The 22,734-nt window shown below is 44.1% G+C and carries 14 protein-coding genes; 11 read left to right on the top strand and 3 right to left on the bottom strand.

Annotated features, from left to right (window positions below; genetic code table 11):
* The first annotated feature begins 17 nt into the window (after nucleotides 1–17).
* From BACINT_RS02950 to BACINT_RS24470, 11 genes are all read left to right on the top strand, one after another.
* Complete coding sequence (locus tag BACINT_RS02950; protein WP_007660498.1) at nucleotides 18–2,612, top strand: beta-glucosidase; 2,595 nt, start codon at nucleotides 18–20, stop codon at nucleotides 2,610–2,612.
* A 6-nt stretch (nucleotides 2,613–2,618) separates the two neighbouring features.
* Nucleotides 2,619–5,411 (top strand): glycoside hydrolase family 2 protein, encoded by a 2,793-nt coding sequence (locus tag BACINT_RS02945; protein ID WP_007660497.1) that lies wholly within the window; start codon nucleotides 2,619–2,621, stop codon nucleotides 5,409–5,411.
* Between the two features lie 11 nt (nucleotides 5,412–5,422).
* Nucleotides 5,423–7,795: a glycosyl hydrolase family 95 catalytic domain-containing protein gene (locus BACINT_RS02940; RefSeq protein WP_007660496.1), complete on the top strand. Its 2,373-nt coding sequence runs from the start codon at nucleotides 5,423–5,425 to the stop codon at nucleotides 7,793–7,795.
* 40 nt (nucleotides 7,796–7,835) lie between these two features.
* Nucleotides 7,836–8,822 (top strand): family 43 glycosylhydrolase, encoded by a 987-nt coding sequence (locus BACINT_RS02935; protein ID WP_007660495.1) that lies wholly within the window; start codon nucleotides 7,836–7,838, stop codon nucleotides 8,820–8,822.
* Nucleotides 8,823–8,830: 8 nt separating this feature from the next.
* Nucleotides 8,831–10,243, top strand: a complete 1,413-nt coding sequence (locus BACINT_RS02930) for a glycoside hydrolase family 30 protein (protein WP_007660494.1) — start codon at nucleotides 8,831–8,833, stop codon at nucleotides 10,241–10,243.
* A gap of 46 nt (nucleotides 10,244–10,289) precedes the next feature.
* Nucleotides 10,290–12,224, top strand: a complete 1,935-nt coding sequence (locus BACINT_RS02925) for an SGNH/GDSL hydrolase family protein (RefSeq protein WP_007660493.1) — start codon at nucleotides 10,290–10,292, stop codon at nucleotides 12,222–12,224.
* Between the two features lie 32 nt (nucleotides 12,225–12,256).
* Nucleotides 12,257–15,475 (top strand): alpha-mannosidase, encoded by a 3,219-nt coding sequence (locus BACINT_RS02920; RefSeq protein WP_007660491.1) that lies wholly within the window; start codon nucleotides 12,257–12,259, stop codon nucleotides 15,473–15,475.
* A 231-nt stretch (nucleotides 15,476–15,706) separates the two neighbouring features.
* Nucleotides 15,707–16,810, top strand: coding sequence for a Gfo/Idh/MocA family protein (locus tag BACINT_RS02915; RefSeq protein ID WP_007660485.1), 1,104 nt, complete (start codon nucleotides 15,707–15,709; stop codon nucleotides 16,808–16,810).
* An 88-nt stretch (nucleotides 16,811–16,898) separates the two neighbouring features.
* The gene (locus BACINT_RS02910) at nucleotides 16,899–18,179 is read left to right on the top strand and encodes a hypothetical protein (RefSeq protein WP_007660481.1); all 1,281 of its coding nucleotides are present in this window, start codon (nucleotides 16,899–16,901) and stop codon (nucleotides 18,177–18,179) included.
* A 93-nt stretch (nucleotides 18,180–18,272) separates the two neighbouring features.
* Nucleotides 18,273–18,806: a hypothetical protein gene (locus tag BACINT_RS24475; protein WP_232288740.1), complete on the top strand. Its 534-nt coding sequence runs from the start codon at nucleotides 18,273–18,275 to the stop codon at nucleotides 18,804–18,806.
* A complete protein-coding gene (locus BACINT_RS24470) occupies nucleotides 18,807–19,748 on the top strand; it encodes a hypothetical protein (RefSeq protein WP_007660478.1) in 942 nt (313 codons plus the stop codon).
* A gap of 612 nt (nucleotides 19,749–20,360) precedes the next feature.
* On the opposite strand, the gene proB is transcribed toward BACINT_RS24470, so the two are convergent.
* The 3 genes from proB to murI form a co-directional block, all read right to left on the bottom strand.
* Nucleotides 20,361–21,443: a glutamate 5-kinase gene (gene proB, locus BACINT_RS02895; protein WP_007660476.1), complete on the bottom strand. Its 1,083-nt coding sequence runs from the start codon at nucleotides 21,441–21,443 to the stop codon at nucleotides 20,361–20,363.
* A gap of 47 nt (nucleotides 21,444–21,490) precedes the next feature.
* Complete coding sequence (locus tag BACINT_RS02890; RefSeq protein ID WP_021968041.1) at nucleotides 21,491–21,727, bottom strand: DUF2007-related protein; 237 nt, start codon at nucleotides 21,725–21,727, stop codon at nucleotides 21,491–21,493.
* A gap of 159 nt (nucleotides 21,728–21,886) precedes the next feature.
* On the bottom strand, nucleotides 21,887–22,726 hold the full coding sequence (gene murI / locus BACINT_RS02885) for a glutamate racemase (RefSeq protein WP_007660474.1): 840 nt from the start codon (nucleotides 22,724–22,726) through the stop codon (nucleotides 21,887–21,889).
* Nucleotides 22,727–22,734: the final 8 nt, after the last annotated feature.

Raw genomic sequence — 22,734 nt, 5'->3', positions numbered from 1 at the left:
AGTCAATAGGAAAAACCATGAGAACACTAAAAAAGATTGTATTTACAGGATTATTCGCTCTAATTGCCTGTGCCGGAGTGGCACAGGCTCAAGAGCTATATAAAGATGAGAAAGCGCCGATGCATGAGCGCATCATGGATCTATTATCACGCTTGACGGTTGAAGAAAAAATCAGCCTGTTGCGTGCAACCTCTCCGGGTATTCCTCGTTTGGATATTCCCAAATATTACCACGGTAACGAAGCGCTTCACGGAGTGGTTCGTCCGGGACGCTTTACCGTTTTCCCGCAGGCTATCGGACTGGCGGCAACCTGGAACCCGGAATTGCAATTGCAGGTGGCTACGGTTATTTCTGATGAGGCACGTGCCCGTTGGAACGAACTGGATCAGGGACGGGAACAAAAAAGCCAGTTTAGTGACTTGTTGACCTTCTGGTCTCCCACAGTGAATATGGCGCGTGACCCACGTTGGGGACGTACTCCGGAAACTTACGGAGAAGACCCCTATTTAAGTGGTGTCATGGGTACTGCTTTTGTGAAAGGCCTGCAAGGCGATGATGACCGTTATCTGAAGATTGTGTCGACTCCTAAGCATTTCGCAGCCAATAATGAAGAACATAATCGTTTTGTATGTAATCCGCAGATTTCAGAAAAACAGTTACGTGAATATTACCTTCCGGCTTTTGAAGCGTGCGTGAAGGATGGTAAATCAGCTTCCATCATGTCAGCGTATAATGCGCTGAATGATGTGCCTTGTACCTTGAACGCCTGGTTATTGACGAAAGTACTTCGTGAGGACTGGGGATTCAAAGGATATGTGGTTTCCGATTGCGGTGGACCTTCCTTGTTGGTGAATGCACATAAATATGTGAAGACTAAAGAGGCTGCGGCTACCCTTTCCATAAAAGCAGGCTTAGACTTGGAATGTGGTGATGATGTATTTGATGAGCCTTTGTTGAGTGCTTACCGTCAATATATGGTTACGAATGCTGATATAGATTCGGCTGCCTATCGTGTGTTACGGGCACGTATGCAGTTGGGGTTGTTTGATAGCGGAGAAAAGAATCCTTATACGAAAATATCTCCGGCTGTGGTAGGGTCGGCAAAGCATCAGGAAGTAGCTTTGAATGCAGCACGTGAATGTATTGTATTGCTTAAGAATCAGAAGAAAATGTTGCCGCTTAATGCCAAAAAGGTGAAATCAATAGCTGTGGTAGGCATCAATGCCGGTAATTGTGAGTTTGGAGATTATAGTGGTTCGCCAGTGATTGCTCCGATCTCAGTGTTGCAGGGTATCAAAGATAGAGTAGGCGATGGTGTGAAAGTGGTATATGCTCCTTGGAAATCAGCTGTAGACGGTATGGAACTCATACAGGGAGTCAATTTCCCGGAAGGATTGAAGGCCGAGTATTTTGACAATACCAAGTTACAGGGGACTCCGAAAGTGCGCAAAGAAGAATGGATTAACTTTGAGCCAGCCAACCAGGCACCCGATCCTTTCTTACCTAAATCTCCTTTGTCAGTTCGCTGGACAGGAAAATTGCGTCCTACGGTTACCGGACAATATACACTTAGTTTCACATCGGATGATGGTTGTCGCTTGAGCATTGATGGAAAAATGCTGATTGATGCATGGCGGGGACATGCTGTCCGGACTGATACCGCTACTATTTATCTGGAAGCTGGAAAAGATTACCAGTTGAAAGCAGAGTACTATGACAATCGTGATTATGCTGTAGCGAGACTGCAATGGCGGGTTCCCCAGGTTGGCAAAGTCACTCGCTTGGATTTGTATGGTGAAGCAGGAAAAGCGGTGCGCGAGTGTGAGACGGTAGTTGCCGTATTAGGAATCAATAAGTCGATAGAACGTGAAGGACAAGATAGATATGATATTCAGCTTCCGGCAGACCAGATGGAGTTCTTGCAGGAAATTTACAAAGTAAATCCGAATATCGTTGTTGTATTGGTTGCCGGCAGTTCGTTGGCTGTCAACTGGATGGATGAACATGTTCCAGCCATTGTGAATGCTTGGTATCCCGGTGAAAGCGGAGGTAAAGCTGTAGCGGAAGTCCTGTTCGGTGATTATAATCCGGGTGGCCGTCTGCCCTTGACCTATTACAGAAGTCTGGATGAACTCCCTCCGTTTGATGATTATGATATAACTAAGGGACGTACTTATAAATACTTCAAAGGGGATGTCCTGTATCCTTTCGGTTATGGTTTAAGTTATACCACATTCAAGTATTCCAACCTGCAAGTGGCAGATGGTGAAGAGGAAATAAATGTTTCCTTCCAACTGAAGAATGCAGGTAAATATGCAGGTGATGAGGTTGCTCAAGTATACGTGAAGTTGCCTGAACGGGATGAAGTAATGCCTGTCAAAGAACTGAAAGGTTTTGAGCGTGTCGCATTGAAGAGTGGTGAAAACAAAAAAATGACTTTGAAATTACGTAAAGATCTGTTACGCTATTGGGATGAAGCGAAAGGCAAGTTTGTTTATCCTTCCGGTGATTATACGATCATGGTAGGTGCTTCTTCTGCTGATATTCGTTTACAGAAAGTGGTTTCGGTATTACAGAAAGATAATTATCCAATGTCTCACTCGGAAAAATAAATAAGTATGGAACGGAATGCCAAATTTCAGTGGATATTTTGTCTCTTATTGGGTTGTGCTACTTCATTGGTAGCGCAGAATGTGGCAAATTGGGGATTGACTCATCCTCAGCCGAAAGAGACGTTACCGAAGTCGAAAGCGCAAATCATGATGCCCACCCCGAAAACGCAGACACCGGTGGAAGCGGTGGTAGAGAAGGTTGGGGAGAATGATTTCCTGTTGAACCGGGGCTGGAAACTGACAGATGGCAAAAATGGATGGTATAATGCAACCGTTCCGGGTACTGTATTGACTACTTTAGTGGATCAGGGGGTGTATCCCGATCCTTATTATGGACTGAATAATCTGGCAATTCCCGACACTCTGTGCAGGATGGATTGGTGGTATCGTTTGGAATTCAATTCACCTGTTCCTACAGAAGGCCGGGAAGCCTGGCTGGTTTTCAAAGGTATCAATTATCAAGCCGAGATATGGCTGAACGATGTATGCCTGGGTACAATGAAAGGTGCTTTTATCCGGGGTGAATTTAACGCAACGGATCATTTGGTGGATGGCAAGAATACGTTGGTTGTTCGTATTCTTCCACCGCCTAACCCAGGAATTCCTCACGAACAATCTCCATCCGCCGGAAACGGTATGAATGGCGGACAATTGTGTTTGGACGGACCTACCTTTATTTCTTCAGAGGGCTGGGACTGGGTGCCTGGTATCCGTGACCGGAATATAGGAATCTGGCAGGATGTACATTTACGTTTCACGAACGGCATCCGTCTGCATGATACGCAGGTAGTTACTCATCTGGCATTACCAGATACTACGGTCGCTGAAATTACCGTACGTACGGAAGTGGAGAACCTGCAACCGATAGCCAAACAAGTATCCGTTGACCTGAATCTTGAAGGAAAAAAGGTGACTCAGGAAGTAAACCTTGCACCGAAGGAGCGGAAAACGGTTGTCTTTACTCCGGATGTTCACAAGACATTGGAACTGAAGTCTCCCCGTTTGTGGTGGCCGAATAATTACGGTCGTCAGGAGCTTTATACGATGGATGTGGTTGTAGCGGAAAAAGGCGTATCCTCTGATTCTAAGAAAGTTCGTTTCGGAGTCCGTGAGCTTTCTTATGAATTGGAAGTTTGTTTCCCCGATGACTCTATCCGCCGGGTGGAATATCGTCCGACGGTTATGGGGCAGGGCGAACCTATCTTTGATAATATAAACCGCAAATATATAGAAGGAGGCATGTGTATGCCTCGTCTGAAAAAGAATGTTTCTTCTGATATTCTTGTGCCGGCACCCGACAAAGCCATGCAGCATTATATGGTTATAAAAGTCAACGGCAAGCGTATCTTCTGTAAAGGAGGAAACTGGGGAATGGATGATGCCATGAAGCGCGTTTCGCGTGAACATCTTGAACCTTATTTCCGGTTGCACAAGGAAGCGAACTTTAATATGATCCGCAACTGGACGGGCGAGAGTACGGAAGAGAACTTCTATGAATTGTGTGATGAATATGGTATGCTGGTTTTCAATGACTTCTGGCTGAGTACGCAAGGCTACAATATGCCGATAAATAATGATAACCTATTCTTACGGAATGCAGAAGATGTAGTGGTACGTTTCCGCAATCATCCTTCCATTGCTGTCTGGAATCCCCGGAATGAAGGCTTTGCACCTGTTTATATCGAAGAACATCTGGCAAAGATGATTGCCGAGAAAGACGGTACCCGTTATTACAGTCCGAATTCTACCCATTGCAACCTGAGACCAAGCGGACCATGGAACTATCATAAGAATCCGGTGGATTACTATCGCGATCGGGCACATGGGTTCAATACGGAACAAGGTTCAACTTCCATTCCTACGGAAGAATCCATCCTGGCTATGATGGATGTGAAAGATGCCTGGCCCATCAGTGATGTGTGGTATTACCATGATTTACATGGGGGGCAAAGAGAATTTATGGAGGCGATAGACCGGAAATATGGAAAGCCGACGGACCTGAAAGATTTTAGCCGGAAAGCACAGATTGTCAATTACGACAGTCACCGCGCCATGATGGAAGCTTGGAACAGTAAAATGTGGAATAGCACAAGTGGGCTGTTGTTGTGGATGAGTCACCCGGCTTGGCCCAGTATGGTTTGGCAGATTTATTCCTGGGATTATGAAACTTTCGGTTCTTTCTATGGATGCCGTAAAGCGTGTGAGCCGATTCATATTCAGAAGAATCTGGATGATCAGAAAGTAGTGGTTGTAAATACTTCTTTAAAAGAAATAAAGGGGGCTAAAGTTATATATGAAGTTTATTCCCTTGAAGGTAAGTCATTGTTTAAACGCACTTCCAAGCTGAATGTATTGGCTAATGGATTGACCGAGTGCTTCGTACAAGATAAACCAATTTCTGCATCCGGAGTATATATGGAACGCTTGATACTTCAGGATAAGCGTGGCAAGGTTATTTCGATCAATGATTATTGGCAAGATAACGGTGAGGGTGATTTCCAGGGATTCAATGCTTTGGAAGAAGCTTCCATAAACTGTAAACTAATCCGGCAAAAGGAGAGTCAGATACAAATAGAATTACAGAACACCGGAGCAATGCCTGCCCTCGCTCTGAAACTCAATGTCCGTGAGGCGGATACAGATAAACGTATTTTGCCGGCTTATGCTTCCGACGGCTATTTTAACCTGTTACCGGGAGAGAAGAGAACGGTAACGGTGGAATATGTATCCCGGGGAAAAGTCGCCATTTCTGCTGAAGGGTATAATTTAAAGCGCAGCAGATTACTCACACTGAAATAAATAAGGTCATTATGTGGAACAAAAAGATACTATACTCCATATTAATCGGTATAGCATCGCTGGGAGTATGCGCTCAGTCGGCTGTACGTCAAGGATATTCCATTCATTTTCCTGAGACTTATGCGAAGTGGCAGGAAGCTCTGCTGGCAGGTAACGGTAAGATGGGTATCATGGTTTTTGGAAATCCTTTGCACGAAACGGTGGTATTCAATGATCGCTCTTTCAACTTTCCACGGCAGAACCCGCGCACGTTTGCGGAGGTTCCCCGTGATACGCTCGATTTGATAAAGAAGTACTGCGCAACCGGGAAGTTTAAAGAAGCGAATGATTTGGCTGTCCGTACCTCGCATTGGCAGGACGGGGGAGAGGATGGAAGACATCCGGGCTTTGCACTTAAAATAGATATGGATGCTTCCGGAGCGGTAAGAGATTATCGCCGTATTTGTAATTATGAAACCGGTGAAATTACTGTCCAGTGGAGTGATGAGCGTGGAGCATGGAAGCGTCGGTCGTTTGTTTCAAGAGATGCCGATGTTGCAGTCTTCGAGCTACAGGCATCCTCTGCTGGTAAACTAAATTGTGCCATCAGTTTGCAAATGCCCGCAGAGATGAATTTCCCGAAAGGACTGAAAACAAAATGTCTGCATACGAAAGACTATCTGAATATCCGTGTGAACTATGCCGCACCTATGGATACCATAGGCTATGAAGGAGGTATCCGCGTGAAACAGAAAGGAGGCTCTTCTTTTTTGCGTAACGATACCTTATACATAAAGGATGCCTCGGAAATCCTTTTACTGTCCCGAACTCAAAAGTATCCGGAGAATTGCGGGGCTGAATGGAATAAAGGACTTCTGAAAAAAGGACTCGATGCGATTCGTGCCAATTATAATGGATTATTGAAAGCTCATAAAGCTCTCCACACCTCTATTTATAATCGGGTGCGGATTGATTTGGGCGCGACTCCTCAGGAACGCTCACTATCTAACGAAGAGCTGTTGGAGAAGCAAAAGAATACCGACCAGCCTGTACTGGCTTTGTGGGAGCGTATCTTTGATGCCGGAAGGTATCATTTCCTATCTTCTGGAAACGAACTGACTCCTCCTGATTTGTTGGGAATCTGGACTGGCGACTGTAATGCCGGATGGGGTGGTTACTATCATTTGGATGCCAATCTGAATCTGCAAGTCAGTGGTGGCAATACGGGTGCCATGCCTGAAGTGATGGAAGGCTATTTCCATCTGAATGAGGTGTGGCGGAAAGACTTTGAAACCAATGCTGCCAAACTATTGGGTTGTCGGGGAATGTTGGCCTGTGGAAACACACCCGGACTTTCTTCAGGACTAATGGCCTCTATCAATGATTTCTACCCTTACCATTATGCGACAGGTGAAGAAGCCTGGTTACTTTATCCTTTCTGGGAACACTATCTGATAACGGAAGATCAAGGCTTCCTGAAAAATCGTTTGTTCCCTTTGCTGAAGTGTATGGGAGATTTTTATGAAGACTTCCTGAAGTACAAGGATGAGGAAGGACACTACATTATTGCAGGATCTGTTTCACCGGAAAACCAGCCGTCCAATTTGCGGGTATCTTTGCTTAATAATTCCGCTTTTGATCTTTCCGGAGCCCGTTTCCTGCTGTCTACATTGGTTAAGGTATGCGATTTATTGGGTGAAGAACAGGGTATAAATGGTGGTAAAGTCCGTTGGCAACGCTTATTGAATGAATTGCCTCCCTATCGGATTAATAAGGATGGCGCCATCAAAGAGTGGGGCTGGTCGGGACTTGAAGAGAGCTATAATCATCGTCATTCCAGTCATTTGATGATGGTATGGCCCTATCGGGAATTCTCGGAAGATAAGACACCGGAACTTTACAAGGCTGCTCACAGGGCATTGCAAATGCGTGATCAATACAATTACGAGAATGCCGGTCACGGCTATCTTCACGCTGCCTTGATTGCTGCCGGACTGCATGATGCCTCTTCGCTAAAGAAGAAAATGATGACGCTTACTCAGAAGGATTTCTATTATAACAGTTTGTCTACCGCACATTATCCGAACCATGGTACTTTCTGTACTGATGTTTGTCATTCCGTACCCGGGGTACTGATAGAAATGCTGGTTGGCTCCAATGAAGAAGGTGTTGATTTATTACCAGCTTTGGTGGATGGTATCCGGCAAGGTAGCATTGGTGGAATAAAGACTCGTTGCGGAGTTACCATCGAACATCTTTCATGGAATCTTTCACAAAATAAGGTGTCTGTAACCTTGTATTCAGCGAAAGACCGGAAAATAAGAATGAAAGCCGGTCAGACGTATGATCGTACTATTCAGTTGAAGAAAGGGAAAACTTATAAAGCTACAATCGATTATCGATAGCAACGGTTGCTATTAATTACTAATATAAAACACATTACTTATGAAAAAACATTTTTATTCTATTTTTGCATTATTCCTGGTAGGATCTATGTTCTCTTGTCAGTCACCTAGAAGTAATTCGGCAAAAGAAGAAACAGTTGGTATTGACAGTATGGCTCCCAATCCATTTATCACGCATATGTACACAGCCGATCCTTCGGCACATGTATGGGCGGATGGACGTTTGTATGTATATGCTTCTCATGATATCGATCCTCCACGTGGTTGCGATTTGATGGACCGTTACCATGTATTCTCTACAGATGATATGGTGAATTGGACAGATCATGGTGAAATTTTGAATTCATCACAAGTTCCCTGGGGGCGCAAAGAAGGCGGATTTATGTGGGCTCCCGACTGTGCTTACAAAGATGGTACGTATTATTTCTATTTCCCGCATCCCAGTGACACGAAATGGAATAATAGTTGGAAGATCGGTGTAGCTACCAGCAAAGAACCGGCTGCTAACTTTACTGTGCAGGGATATATTGAAGGAATGGACCCGTTGATCGACCCTTGTGTATTTGTGGATGATGACGGTCAGGCTTATATCTATAACGGTGGCGGCCGGATTTGTAAAGGCGGTAAGCTGAAAGATAATATGGTGGAACTGGATGGAGAAATGAAGGAAATGGAAGGTCTGGAAGACTTTCACGAAGCTACATGGGTTCATAAATATAATGGAAAATACTATTTCTCTTATTCCGATAACCACGATGAAAACTGGAACGACGGCGTGAAAGGCGACAACCGTATGCGTTATGCTATCAGTGATAACCCGCTCGGTCCCTGGAAATCTATGGGTATCTATATGGAGCCTACCGATAGCTATACCAATCATGGCTCTATCGTAGAATATAAAGGTCAGTGGTTTGCATTTTATCACAACAGTGCTTTATCCAATCATGATTGGCTACGTTCTATTTGTGTGGATAAACTTTATTACAATGAAGATGGAACTATCCAGATGGTGAAACAAAGAAAATGAGATAGATTATGAGGTTAATAAGTCTGATTTTATTGTTCCTGTTGAGTGGAACTGTTTCAGCGCAGAAAGTCGAGTGGTATACTACCACTCAGACTTCTCCGTGGGTGAAACAAAAGGTAAAGCCGGAACGTGTAACTACCGGAGCAGAGATCGTGCTTGACCCGACTCTACGCTTACAGTTGATTATGGGTATAGGCGGCTGCTTCAATGAAATGGGGTGGGATGCGCTGAATGCTTTGTCGGCTGAAGATCGTGAAGCTGTTCTTCAAGCTATCTTCAGCAAAGATGGAGCTTGCTTTAACTATTGCCGTCTTCCGATGGGGGCCAATGACTTTGCCCTGAGTTTCTACTCTTCTGCGGATGTTGCGGGAGACTTTAACCTGGTGAATTTCAATATCGACCGTGACAGGTATATTCTGATTCCTTATATTAAAGCTGCCCGTCAGATAAATCCTGACTTGCGTATTTGGGCTTCTCCCTGGTGTCCTCCGGCTTGGATGAAGACGAATAATCATTATGCTTCTGCGGTTCGTCCGTCTGGAGAGAAAGATGTGAATGGATTACTTCCGCGCGAGGCTATAACAGAGTTCAGTACAGGTTTCCGGATGGAGGAAGGATATCTGAAAACGTATGCCGATTACTTTGCACGTTTTATCAAAGCCTATGAAGCCGAAGGATTGCCACTGGAATGTATTCATGTCCAGAATGAGCCTTGTTCCAACCAGGTCTTTCCCAGTTGTAAATGGCGCACGGAAGATCTGACTTTTTTCTTGGGGCATTATCTGGGACCGACTTTTGAGCGGGAAAATATCAAAACTGATATTTATTTTGGAACTATCAATACGTCCAATCCGGATTATGTGCGCACTGCTTTGCGGGATGAACAGGCAGCTAAGTACATTAAAGGCGTTGGCTTCCAGTGGGATGGTAAGAAAGCTATTCCGACTATCCATTGTGAATATCCTAATCTGAACTTGATGCAAACCGAGACAGAATGTGGTAACGGAGCAAATTCATGGGATTATGCTGAATATACATGGAACCTGATGAAGCACTATTTCAGTAATGGCATCAATTCTTATCACTATTGGAATATGATTCTTCCTACTCCGGGCATCAGTCCTTGGGGATGGAATCAGAATTCTATGGTGTCCATTGACAAGAAGCAACAAACCGTGAAGTATAATCCGGAATTCTATCTGATGAAGCATTTAGGGCATTTTGTGCAGACAGGTGCTTATAGGCTGGAAACACCGTCAGATAAAAATATGTTGGCTTTCGTAAATCCGGATGGTACGGTCAGTGTGATTGTTGCCAATGTGACTGATACAGAAGAGACGATGAGCATTGAAATAGGGGGACAGAAAGTTACATTGACTCTGCCACCTCACTCTTTCCATACAGTAAGCTGGAAGAAATAATTTCGTCCTTCGGTTTTCTCTTTAATAACCTGTATATGAGAATGCTATGAACATAAAAAGTTTTCCTTATTTCTTTTGCCTGCTTTGGGTGCTGGCAATATCCTTTTACTCAACTCCCGTTCAAGGGAAAATAGAAAACGGTATTTCTAAAAGCAAATGGCATGAAGGAGACCGTTATGATTTTAAATTCCAGGGACGGGACGCTATTGTTGTTGTGCCTCAAAAAGCTGCTGCCGGTAATCCGTGGATATGGCGTCCGGCTTTCTTCGATGCGTTTCCTGCTGTGGATAAAGCCCTGTTGGAAAGAGGTTTCCACGTGGCTTATCTGGATGTTACAAATGATTATGCCAGTCCGTGGGCTATTGAATTGGGTAACCGTTTCTACAAGGAAATGGTGGAGAATTACGGGCTTTCTTCTAAAGTAGTAATGGAAGGGTTTAGCCGTGGAGGACTCTATTCTGTCATTTGGGCTTCTCAAAACCCGGATAACGTTGCTTGCCTTTATCTTGATGCACCACTCAGTGATGTGTTCACTTGCCTGAAGAGATTGCATAAGGCAGCATGGAAAACTTTGTTGAAAGAATGGAACCTGACGGAAGAAACCATTGATCGTTTTGACGGCAATCCCATAGACAATCTGGAACCGTTGGCCAAAGCGGGTGTGCCCATTATCAGTGTTTGTGGAGACAGCGACCGGAGTGTACCGATTGAGGAGAACATGATGGTGATGCGTAAACGTTACCTGGCATTGGGTGGAAATGTGGAATTGATAATAAAACCGGGATGCGACCACCATCCGCATAGTCTTGAAGATCCTCAACCTATAGTCGATTTTATTATGCGCCAACAGCCTGAACATAAGAAGTTCCAGCACTACACCATTCGTGGCAGTCTGAACAACTCGTTCATTAAGTTTGAACGGGAACGTCGGGGAAGGGTAGCTTTTATCGGTGGATCCATCACAGAGATGGTGGGGTGGAAAGACATGATGGAACAACAGTTGCAACAGCGTTTCCCTTTTACAACTTTTGAGTTCGTAGAAGCCGGTATCAGTTCTACAGGAAGTACACCCGGAGCCTTCCGGTTGGATAACGATGTATTGTCGAAAGGTAAAATAGATTTGCTGTTCATTGATGGATCTGCGAACGATATGACAAATGGTTTTACGCCCGAGGAGCAGGTGCGTGGAGTGGAGGGGGAAATCCGTCATGCTTTGGAAGTTAATCCGGAAACCGATATTGTGCTGACTCATTTTGCAACGGACGGTTTCCTGCCTATCATCGCCAGACGGCAGATGCCGGATGCTATTCTAAATTACGAGCGGGTAGCCAATCATTATCGGGTGTCGTCAGTCAACCTGGCACAAGAGATTTCAGAACGGTTGCAGGACGGACAGTTTACTTGGAAAGAGTTTGGATACGCACATCCCCATCCTTATGGGCAATCTGTTTATACTGCTGCCATTAGTAATCTGCTGGATGAAATGCAACGGGAAATAAATGCTGAAAGTATACGCCGACTGCATGAGATTCCTGCTGCGCAACTTGATCCATACAGTTATACCAAAGGGCATTTCATCCCTCTCAGTCGTGTGCGTATTGGTCGTGGATGGAAGATTACAGACGATTGGAATCCGGATAACAAATATGAAAAGCGGAAAGGATTTGTGCATGTTCCTATGTTGGAAGCTGCACGTCCGGGTGATCGGCTGACACTCTCTTTCAAAGGAAGGGCTATCGGGATTTTTTGTGTTTGCGGACCGTCGGCAGGCATACTGGAATATAGTGTGGATAATGCTCCGTTCAAGAAACTGGATACTTATACGGCATGGAGCTCAGCCTTGTATATTCCATGGGTATACATGTTAGAGACAGAGTTGGAGGATACTGAGCATACCTTGCGCTTGCGTATCTCGTCCGACAAGAATCCCCGTTCATTGGGCACGGAATGCCAGATAAGGAACTTTGTGGTTAATAGATAAAAGTTCGATTGCCATGTACTATTAAATTTGATATGATGAAAAAACTGATTTTTCCCCTGTTGTTTGTGTTGGGTATAAGTACCCATGTTGATGCGCAGAAACCATATAAAGCATACATGGTTTCCAATACCCATCTTGATACACAGTGGCTGTGGACTGTACAGACAACCATTGACCATTATTTATACCGTACACTCACTCAGAATTTCTGGCTGATCGACCATTATCCCGGTTATATCTTCAATTTCGAAGGAGCGGTTCGTTACCAATGGGCCAAAGAGTATTATCCAACCGAGTATGAACGGCTGAAAAATTATATAAAGGCAGGTCGTTGGAATATTTCAGGGAGCTCATGGGATTCTACTGATCCCAATATACCTTCACCGGAATCATTTTTCCGTAATCTTCTTTACGGACAGGAATTCTTTAAGAAAGAATTTGGTAAAAAATCAAATGATATTTTTCTTCCGGACTGTTTTGGTTTCGGATACACCCTGCCCACGATAGCTGCCCATTCTGGTATCATTGGTTTTTCCACACAGAAGCTCCAGCATCGCAAGTTGCCGTTTTATGGTGACCACAAACTACCGTTCATGTTCGGGTTGTGGGAAGGTATAGACGGGGCGCGCATTATGGCGGTGCCGCATGCCCAAGACTACGTTTCTAGATTTGATGGACAAGAGTTGAGTAACAATGGTAAACTGGTGGATTTAGCTAAAAACGGTCTTAATAATACCGTCTACCATTATTATGGAGCCGGAGACCGTGGAGGTTCGCCTACAATTGCTTCCGTAAGATCGGTTGAAACAGGAATGAAGGGTGAGGGACCGGTGCAGATAATAAGTGCACGTTCGGGGCAGTTGTTTGATGATTATTATCCTTTTGAAAAGCATCCGGAACTGCTTGTTTTCAAAGGGGAATTACTTATGGATGTACATGCGACAGGCTGTTATACATCTCAAGCAGCCATGAAACTTTTCAACCGTCGCAACGAACTGTTGGCCGATGCTGCTGAGAGAGCTTCAGTAGTGGCTGAATGGCTGGGAGGGGCGGCATACCCCGAAGAGCCGTTGCGTGAATCGTGGCAAAGGTTTTTGTGGCATCAATTCCACGATGACCTGACGGGTACAAGTATTCCGGTCGCTTATACTTTCTCATGGAATGATGAACTTATTGCTCAGTCGGAATTTGCAGAAATCACTACAGGTGCGGTCGGTGCGGTAAGTAGGGCACTTGATACGCGGACAAGAGGAATTTCGGTTGTGGTTTATAATCCTGTTGCCCAAAGCCGTTGCGATATAGTTACAGCCACAGTGGATATGGCTTCGCAACCGAAAGACATAGTAGCCGTTGCCCCCAATGGGAAAAAGGTTTTCGGGCAACTTCTTTCATGGCAGAACGGTAAGGCTACCGTACTTTTTCCGGTGGATATGGATCCGGTAAGTTTTTCGGTTTACGACGTGCGTAGCGGAAAAATATCCGGTACTAAGCAGTTGAAAGCTGAAAGTAATATTTTGGAGAATTCGATTTATAAAGTTGTACTGGACAAGAACGGAGACATCGCTTCGATAACTGATAAACGCAACGGACGTGAGTTGGTGGAACCAGGTAAGGCTTTTCGCCTTGCGCTTTTCACCCCTAGTGAGTCACGCACATGGCCGGCATGGGAGCTGTTCAAGAAAACGATTGACCAGACACCGTTGCCGGTAAATGGTAATGTTGAGATTTCCGTGGCGGAAAACGGACCGGTACGTGCTTCACTCAAAGTGAAACGTACTTACGGCACTTCCAACTTCGTACAGTATATAACTCTTACGGAAGGAGGACAAGATGACCGGATAGATATTCGTAACGAGATAGACTGGAACGAAAGGAATACCCTCCTTAAAGCCGAGTTCCCAATGAATGTGTCGAATGAAATAGCTACATACGACCTTGGCATAGGTTATATCGGACGCGGCAGCAATACAGATAACAAGTATGAGGTGGTAGCCCAGCAATGGGCCGACATTACGTCTGCGGATGGCAGTTACGGCATTTCTGTGATGAACGACAGCAAATACGGATGGGATAAACCGGACAACCATACGTTGAGGCTTACTCTCTTGAATACTCCGGCGGTAGGCAAGGATCCCAATATGGCTCATCAGGAACATCTGGACATGGGGCATCATACTTTTAGCTATTCCATATATGGTCATAAGTCCGATATTGCAGAAGCGGGGACTGCATGGAAAGCTGAAGCATTCAATCAGCTCTTACTTTCTTTCACTACTCCGAAACATGCCGGAACGTTGGGACGCAAGTTATCGTTCGTCAAGACCAATATGCCCGGCATAGCGATAAAGGCTGTTAAGAAAGCGGAAGACGGTAAGAGCTACATCGTAAGGGTGAACGAAATTTATGGAAAAGATTTTGAAAATGCAGAAATCATTTTTGCAAGTGCAGTGGAGAGCGCTTGTGAGGTGAACGGTATCGAGGAGTATGTCGGCGAGACAAAATATGAGGGTGACAAAATTGTTTTTAGCGGGACAGCTTTCCAACCACGCACTTTCAGTGTGAGACTTAAGGAAAATGCATGCCTCGAGATTCCAGAAAATCATTCTATAGATATTGAATGTAACGCGACTGCTCTTACAGCGGACGAATTCAGTATGTCGGGGAATTTTGATGGAGAAGGCAATTCTTTTGCTGCCGAACTGATGCCGGATGTAGTAGAAGCCGAGGGGGTAACGTTCCGGATGGAAAACAATCCTGCCGACTATAACTATATCCGTTGCGACGGGCAAACAATACCCCTTCCTGAGAAGCACGGATATACGAAATGTTACCTGCTGGTGACTTCGTCACACGGTGACCGCAAAGCTTCGTTCCAGGTAGATGGGAAAGATTATAGTGTCAATGTACCCTTTTACTCAGGATTTATAGGTCAGTGGGGATGGACGGGTGAAAGTGAAGGCTATATGAAGGATGCTTCGATAGCTTATATCGGAACGCATCGCCACAGTAGCCGGGTGGGGGGTAATGAGTCCTATATTTATACTTATTTGTATAAAATCTGCCTTGATATTGCTCCGGATGCCAAGGCTCTGACTTTGCCGAAGGATGCGGGAGTAGCCCTTTTTGCAGTAACTCTTTCCGATAATTCGAACGATGATACAAAGCCTGCAACAGAGATGCGTGCCTTGCCTCATGAAACTGCAAAAGTGGAATATACGACTGAACCTGTGGCTGCTTCCCGTCGCCGTTGAGAGGACTGAGGGAATGTCGGAATCTGAGATATTTGCAAGCTGCTGATAATATCTTGTTATGAGCGGCTTGTGTTTTTAATGTACGTTCAATATAATGTCTGCCGTAGATGGTTAGTTCATACAAAAAATGATAATTTCTTTTTGAGTTAATAGGAAATTAATGATTTTATTAATACTCCTCACGTATTATTGTTGCTGTAAATAAAAAACCTTTTATCTTTATAATGTGGTATGAATACAAAAAACATCTTTAAGACATTTTTCTTATGCTTGTCTGTTATTAGTCTGTCTTTTACACTGAACGCTCAAGAATTGAAACCACTCCGTCTGGGTGTAGCGGGAGTATCACACGGACATCTCCATGAAGTGCTGATTCGGCTGGAAAGAGGTGATTTCGAAATTGTAGGAGTGGCAGAACCCGATGAACAGTTAAGAGTCAATAACCCGTTGCGCAAAAAGGTGGATAGTTCTCTTTTCTATGCCGATTTGGAGGAAATGCTGGATAAGACTAAACCGGAGGCGGTTGTCGCTTACGGATCTATCTACGATCATCTGGCTATTGTAGAAGCCTGCGCACCGCGCGGTATACATGTAATGGTGGAAAAGCCTCTGGCAGTCAACATGAATCATGCGAATCGAATGGCTCGGTTGGCACGTGAAAACAATACGCTGCTACTGACAAACTACGAAACGACTTGGTATGATACGAATCATGAAGCCTATCGGTTAATAAAGAATGAAAACGCAATAGGCAAGATAAATCGTATTGAAGTGTACGACGGGCATGAAGGCCCTATTGAAATAGGTTGCGGAAAAGAGTTCACCGACTGGCTGACCGATCCGAAGTTGAATGGAGGTGGAGCCGTAATAGACTTTGGCTGCTATGGCGCAAACTTGGTAACCTGGCTGATGAACGGTGAAAGACCTAAAAGTGTATACGCCATTCTGAAACAACTTAAGCCGGACAAATATCCGAAAGTAGATGACGATGCTACAATTTTAGTCGAGTACCCCTCTGCAACCGTACAAATTATGGGCTCATGGAATTGGCCGAAGGGACGGAAAGATATGCATATTTATGGTAGCGAAGGATATATCTATCAGGATACTCCGGGTTCTATGCGTGTTTATACCCATCGAAAAGAAAAAACGACATTGCCTCCCAAGCTTAAAGAGCCTTATAATGATTCTTTCTATTACCTGAAAGCTGCTGTTAGGAAGGAAATTCAGGTACAGCCTTATGATTTGTCTTCATTGGAAAATAACCTGATCGTTGTAGAAATATTAGAATCTGCAATCAAAAGTGCTAAAAGCGGTAAACCCGTCAGATTTTAAGCCGAATTATGAGACTTTGGGGGTTGCATGATAGATGCTCAATCTGCAAGGTCATATGAAATATTAACTGAATAATAACATTTTAATCATGAAAAAAGTATTCCTTTTCATCCTGCTCTGTGGATGTCTGGCTCTATCGGGCACACTCAAGGCTGCCGAAGGACAGCTAATGGCCGGAACGGCTAAAATAAACATTACTCCCAAACAAAACATCCCCCTACACGACTCTGTGTATGCACGTGCTTTGGTGATGGAGGTAGGCGATATGCGTGTAGCACAGGTGTCTGTCGACTTGGCTAATTTTTATAGCGACCGCGTGGCTGATGTCTGCAAAGAAAAATACGGCATCACGCAGTTGCTGATCTGTGCTTCGCATACTCACGAAGATCCCAACATGGCTGATGCCAGACCTCGTGAAAAGAAACCTGACCACACTCCGTTCTTTGAAGAGTGCATCATTAAGGTAGTGGGCGAAGCAATTGGCAATATGTTCCCCGCACGTATCTCGGCCGGCACGCGTACGTTTCCGCAATTGGGTTTCAATCGCCTCATTATCCGTAAAGACGGTAAGGCTCGCGAATCGTGGATAGGCGATGAACACTATAATGTAGAAAACCCCGAACGGATACCTTTCGGCCCGGTTGACCCCGAAGTAGGCGTAATTAAGGTAGAAGATATGCAAGGTAATGCACGTGCCATCGTTATGAGTTATGCCATGCATGCAGACCTTGGTTGTTTCAGCTATGAAATTTCGGCCGACTATCCCGGATATGCTTGTAGGAAGGTGGAAGAAGCGTTCGGTAACAAAGCTGTCTGCCTCTTTGTAGCAGGTGGCGGTGGTAATGTGGAAGGGCTGATGATTAGCCGGCGACGCTCAGGTCCCAATGATCCTATCAAAACAGACTACAAGCCCATTCAGCGCACAGGAGAATTGCTCGGAATCGAAGTAATTAAACTTGCCAATGCATTACATGCTTCCGGTGATAACACCTCTTTCAAAATGCGTACAGACTCGTTGCAATTCTCTACTCGCGCGGACAAAAACCGTAAGGTAAATGTCCATATCGCTACATTCCTCATTAATGACTTTGCAATAGCCGTTTGCCCGGGTGAAATGTTCGTACAACTTCAATTGGAATGGAAGGCAAAAGCCAGACTGGCCGATGTGACTCCTCTCTTCTTTGGCTATACGTATGTGAAGGGACGCTCACCCGGCTATGTAGCCGATGTACGCTCGGCGGCATTGGGAGGCTTTGGTGCCGAGGGTGGCAACCGTATACAAGTAGGAGGTGGCGAAGCCATCATCAACAAGCATTTAGAGAGTTTGTATATACTCAATGATCAGCGTGCGAGCATACACCTTAAATAAAGTAGGTATAATGAAATAAAGAAAATAGATGATTGGTAAGAATAGATACTCTACAGATTATCTATTCTTACCATATTATGGTATATATAAGAAATGAGAACTACAATATTTGTAATTGAGTTGTGCAGTATCTTATTTTGCTGTACTTCTTTGTTTGCTTCTGAGAAAGATAAAGATAGAACTTTCATACACTTCATTATGAACGGGCAGAGCCTGTCAACGGGACATCAGTCCTATCCGGTTATCTCAACGGAACATTTCAAAGGTAATTATATGCTGGGCAACCAAGTGTGGATAAATTATGGAAATACAGGAGAACTTAAGTTTGAACCATTGGTGGGAACTGTTTCCGAGGCTTTTGCCCATGAGAAACATTTCAAGAGCAGGCGAGCTGGCACTATAGCCGAATGTCCTTTACTGGGTGCCGTCAATCACCTCCGGTTAAAACAACCCAAGATGCCCCGTATTCTAGCCACTTCGGTAGGAGTGAGCGGAGCAAGCGTAGAAGAACTTTCCAAAGAATCGGAGACGCGTACGGCATATAAAGAGTTTGTAACCTCATTGCAATCGGTAGCCCGAATAGCCGCACAAACGGATGCGAAAATTATTTGTCCTGCAATTTTCTGAATGCAAGGCGAGTTCAACTATGATCCGAATCCGGAAAAGGGACTACGCGCTAATGTGCCCAATACAACTGAAAAACGGGAGTATAAGAAGCTGCTTGTGAATATAAAGAATAATATGCAGAAAGACATACAGCGACAGTATGGTCAGACCGATAAACCGGTGTTTATCACTTATCAGACGGGTGCGCAATATATGCGGGATACATTATCAATCTCAATGGCTCAACTGGAAGCGGCCAACGAATATGATGACATTATCTGTGCGGGTCCCATTTACCCGATGACCGACCGAGGCGGACATCTTGACAGTAATGGATATCGCTGGTTTGGTGAGATGCTGGGGAAAGTGTATTATCAATCTCAAGTACAGGGCAAGCCATTCCAGCCGTTGCAACCGACGGTAATTGCGAGAGAAACACTGCCTACCCAAATACGTATCAAGTGTCATGTACCGGTTCGTCCGTTGGTATTCGATGTTAATTTGGTACCCAAAATCAAGGATTACGGTTTTGAAATATACTTGCGTGATTACCGTCAGGAAAACAAACAAATCATAAAGCAGGTAGAGATAGACGGTGATGATGTGGTATTGACCTGTGAGCAACCCTTAGTTGGAGATGTCATTGTGGTGTATGCCGGTACCCGTTCATTTATAGAAGACCGCCCGAAGGGGAAAGATGGACTGCAAGGACATGGGAATTTACGTGATAGCGATCCGTACAAGGCTTTCTTTAAATACGAAGATTTGGATGAGGTGCATAAAAACGGTACTTTTATACATCCACGCGATAGCTTTGAGACAAGACTTCGTCCTGACTATGAGCCGAGAGAACGAAAAGGAAAAGTAATTTATGGAAAGAAATATCCGCTATATAATTTTAGTGTAGGCTTTTATTATAAATTGCCTGCAGAGAGTAAGCAAATAAGTGTGTTAGGAAACTAAATTTTATTACTTTTGCAAATTAATTATTTTAACTATAGTAATTCATACAAAATCATAAGAATTGCTGTAACTGATAATATATAATTTTCTCTGTGCATAAAAGTAGCCATTGTGTATACTACAGGTCTTTCCCCTGTCTATCCTTTGTGGATATCCCGAGCTTAACCTGATGCAAACTGAAATAAAATGTAGCAACAGGATAGACTGATTAAGTTTTGGAAGAGCGACTTAAAATTAATATTGCTGAGTTAAAAGAGTTGAGGAGTATGGATGCTTTTTGTGCTGTTCTGGCGAAAAAAAGTTATTAAGCGAGGAAGGGGCCAGAATAGTGAGACGTATTCTGAAGACTCTCACCAAGCTTCTCTTGGATTACATGGAAGGAGAAGAAAGAAGAAAAAGAGAAAGGGAAAAAAAGAAATATGGATTGTAAGAAGTAGAATGAATAGTTAAAAAATACGAATATGTAAATTGTACACTTTCTGTTTTTATATCATTGAAAATGATGTGATTAGAAAAAAGAAGTGTACAAAAGGCAAAGGATGATTTGTTTTATTATGTTTTCCTTTACAGTGGCAGGGCACTATACAAAATATTGTGTATAGTGCCTTTCTTCTATTCTATATATAGATAATCGTAATGTACTACCGGTTTCTTGCCATGCTTTCCCATTGCTTCTCTGGCCTGTGTGGAGTCGCAGTTTGCTTTGCCCACACCAATGGGTTTACCTCCGAAGTCAACAATCCGCACAATATCATCCTTCTCAAATTCGCCGATGACGTCGGTAATGCCTACAGGCAGAATGCTGACTGCCTTATCCGAAAAAAGCAGTTCCGTAGCACAATAATTGATGTGCAACTCGCCTTTGGCAAAACCCTCGCTGTGAGCAATCCATTTCTTTATACTGGATACAGGTTCGGCAGAAGGTATAAAGCGAGTGCAGAGAGTACTTTCAGGATGTTGAATCAAATCGACAAGAATATTATCCCGTTTACCATTGGCGATGATAACAGTAATACCTTCATCGGCTACTTTACGGGCGATATTGGTTTTGGTAAGCATTCCGCCACGGCCGAAGCTGGATTTGGAAGTCTGTATATAAGAAGAAAGATCTTTCCCCTGGCCGATTTCCCGGATGACCTCAGAAGTGGGATCGGCAGGAGAACCGTTATAAATACCGTCGATGTTACTTAGAATAATCAATGCCTGTGCATCCATCATGGATGCTATCAAACCGGACAACTCATCATTGTCCGTAAACATCAGTTCACTTACAGAGATTGTATCGTTTTCGTTGACAATAGGTATGACCCCATTTTCCAGCATTACCGTCATACAGTTCTTTTGATTGAGGTAATGCCTGCGTGTTGCAAAATTCTCTTTCATAGTCAGCACTTGCCCTACAGCAATGCCATGTTCCCGAAAGAGTTCGTAATAACGGTTGATAAGTTTAGCCTGCCCGACGGCAGAGAAAAGCTGACGCTGATCTACACTATCCAATTTCTTGGCAGAATGCACTTCACTACGTCCGGAAGCTACGGCTCCGGATGAGACAAGTATAATTTCTACTCCTGTTTTATGCAGTTCGGCTATCTGATCGACTAAGGCAGACATACGTGTTACGTCCAGAGCACCATCACGGCGCGTCAAGACATTGCTGCCTACTTTTACAGCTATTCTCGAAAATTGTTGTTCCATGTGTTGTATATCGTTCTTATGTGGTTTTGAGTAGGAGGGTGAAAAGGTTATTCTTCGTCTTTTCCTTTGTCGCGCTCACGAATTATCTCCATGGCATCTTCGTATCTTTCCTCACTGACGAGAATGGTTACATCCGGTGCTATATAAGGAGCGATGGTGCTCATAAGCCCGTCCTTGATAATAGTTGCTATACCATTGTTTTCGAGTAGACCTTTAACAAGTTCTGCTTCCCACGGTGATCCTTTGAACACTTCAACTGTGCGGCTATAGTCTGTTGATTTCATAATGGTAAGTATTAATAGGTTTAATATTACAAAGATAATGCAAATCGAATGCATAACTTTCATGTTTACATGAAAAAGTTCTGCTGAGATGCAGCTTATCTTCTTCAAATATAACAAGTATTTTGGAGAAAAGGTTTGTTTTCCGGTAAATATTGATGATTATAGTTCTATTCGTTGTACGGTTACCGCCTCTTTCAGGAAGGTGGATGCCGATTCAATGAACTTTTCTTCTGCTTCCGTGGTGTAGTAAGTGCAGTTTCCACCTTTTGTACATTTGGCATCCATTTCCGGATGTCGGTGGAAGTAGTCTTTCAAGCTGTCGGCTACCAGTTCGCCTTGTGCCACGGTGGTAATTCCGTCTGGCATGTGTTTTTTAATTTTAGGTAGAAGTAAGGGGTAATGAGTACAACCAAGAATCACAGTATCAATTTGTGCGTCTTTCGCCAGAAGTTCGTTGATATATTTACGAACAAAATAATCTGTCCCGTCTCCTTCCGCTTCGTTGTTCTCTACGAGAGATACCCATAGCGGACAGGCTTCACCTGCTACCTGAATATCCGGGAAAAGCTTATGAATTTCCAACGGGTAGGATTCTGATTTAATGGTTCCTGCTGTGGCAAGAACACCGACATGGCGACTCTGTGTAATACTCCCTATACATTCAACGGTAGGGCGGATGACACCCAATACACGGCGTGCCGGATCCATTCCGGGTAAATCATTGATCTGTATGCTGCGTAATGCTTTGGCAGACGCCGTATTGCAAGCCAGGATAACAAGATGACATCCCATTTCAAACAGTTTAGTGACTGCCTGTAGGGTGAATTCATATACGATTTCGAAAGATCGTGTGCCATAGGGAGTACGTGCATTGTCTCCTAAATAGATATAGTCATATTGGGGCAAGGCTTCACGTATCTTACTCAGAATGGTAAGTCCGCCATATCCGGAGTCGAATACACCGATGGGGCCGGGAATAGTAGGTAATTCTTGTTTCATACTGGAAA

This window comes from Bacteroides intestinalis DSM 17393, assembly GCF_000172175.1.
Lineage (GTDB): Bacteria > Bacteroidota > Bacteroidia > Bacteroidales > Bacteroidaceae > Bacteroides > Bacteroides intestinalis.
The sequence above is the reverse complement of the archived record's forward strand: the minus strand, read 5'-3'. Positions and strand labels throughout refer to the sequence as shown.

Coding starts and splice junctions, on each gene's coding strand:
- BACINT_RS24475 (WP_232288740.1), top strand. CDS start 18,273: ATGAGAACTACAATATTTGTAATTGAGTTGTGCAGTATCTTATTTTGC.
- BACINT_RS02940 (WP_007660496.1), top strand. CDS start 5,423: ATGTGGAACAAAAAGATACTATACTCCATATTAATCGGTATAGCATCG.
- BACINT_RS02890 (WP_021968041.1), bottom strand. CDS start 21,727: ATGAAATCAACAGACTATAGCCGCACAGTTGAAGTGTTCAAAGGATCA.
- BACINT_RS24470 (WP_007660478.1), top strand. CDS start 18,807: ATGCAAGGCGAGTTCAACTATGATCCGAATCCGGAAAAGGGACTACGC.
- BACINT_RS02930 (WP_007660494.1), top strand. CDS start 8,831: ATGAGGTTAATAAGTCTGATTTTATTGTTCCTGTTGAGTGGAACTGTT.
- BACINT_RS02910 (WP_007660481.1), top strand. CDS start 16,899: ATGAAAAAAGTATTCCTTTTCATCCTGCTCTGTGGATGTCTGGCTCTA.
- murI (WP_007660474.1), bottom strand. CDS start 22,726: ATGAAACAAGAATTACCTACTATTCCCGGCCCCATCGGTGTATTCGAC.
- BACINT_RS02920 (WP_007660491.1), top strand. CDS start 12,257: ATGATGAAAAAACTGATTTTTCCCCTGTTGTTTGTGTTGGGTATAAGT.
- proB (WP_007660476.1), bottom strand. CDS start 21,443: ATGGAACAACAATTTTCGAGAATAGCTGTAAAAGTAGGCAGCAATGTC.
- BACINT_RS02945 (WP_007660497.1), top strand. CDS start 2,619: ATGGAACGGAATGCCAAATTTCAGTGGATATTTTGTCTCTTATTGGGT.
- BACINT_RS02925 (WP_007660493.1), top strand. CDS start 10,290: ATGAACATAAAAAGTTTTCCTTATTTCTTTTGCCTGCTTTGGGTGCTG.
- BACINT_RS02935 (WP_007660495.1), top strand. CDS start 7,836: ATGAAAAAACATTTTTATTCTATTTTTGCATTATTCCTGGTAGGATCT.
- BACINT_RS02950 (WP_007660498.1), top strand. CDS start 18: ATGAGAACACTAAAAAAGATTGTATTTACAGGATTATTCGCTCTAATT.
- BACINT_RS02915 (WP_007660485.1), top strand. CDS start 15,707: ATGAATACAAAAAACATCTTTAAGACATTTTTCTTATGCTTGTCTGTT.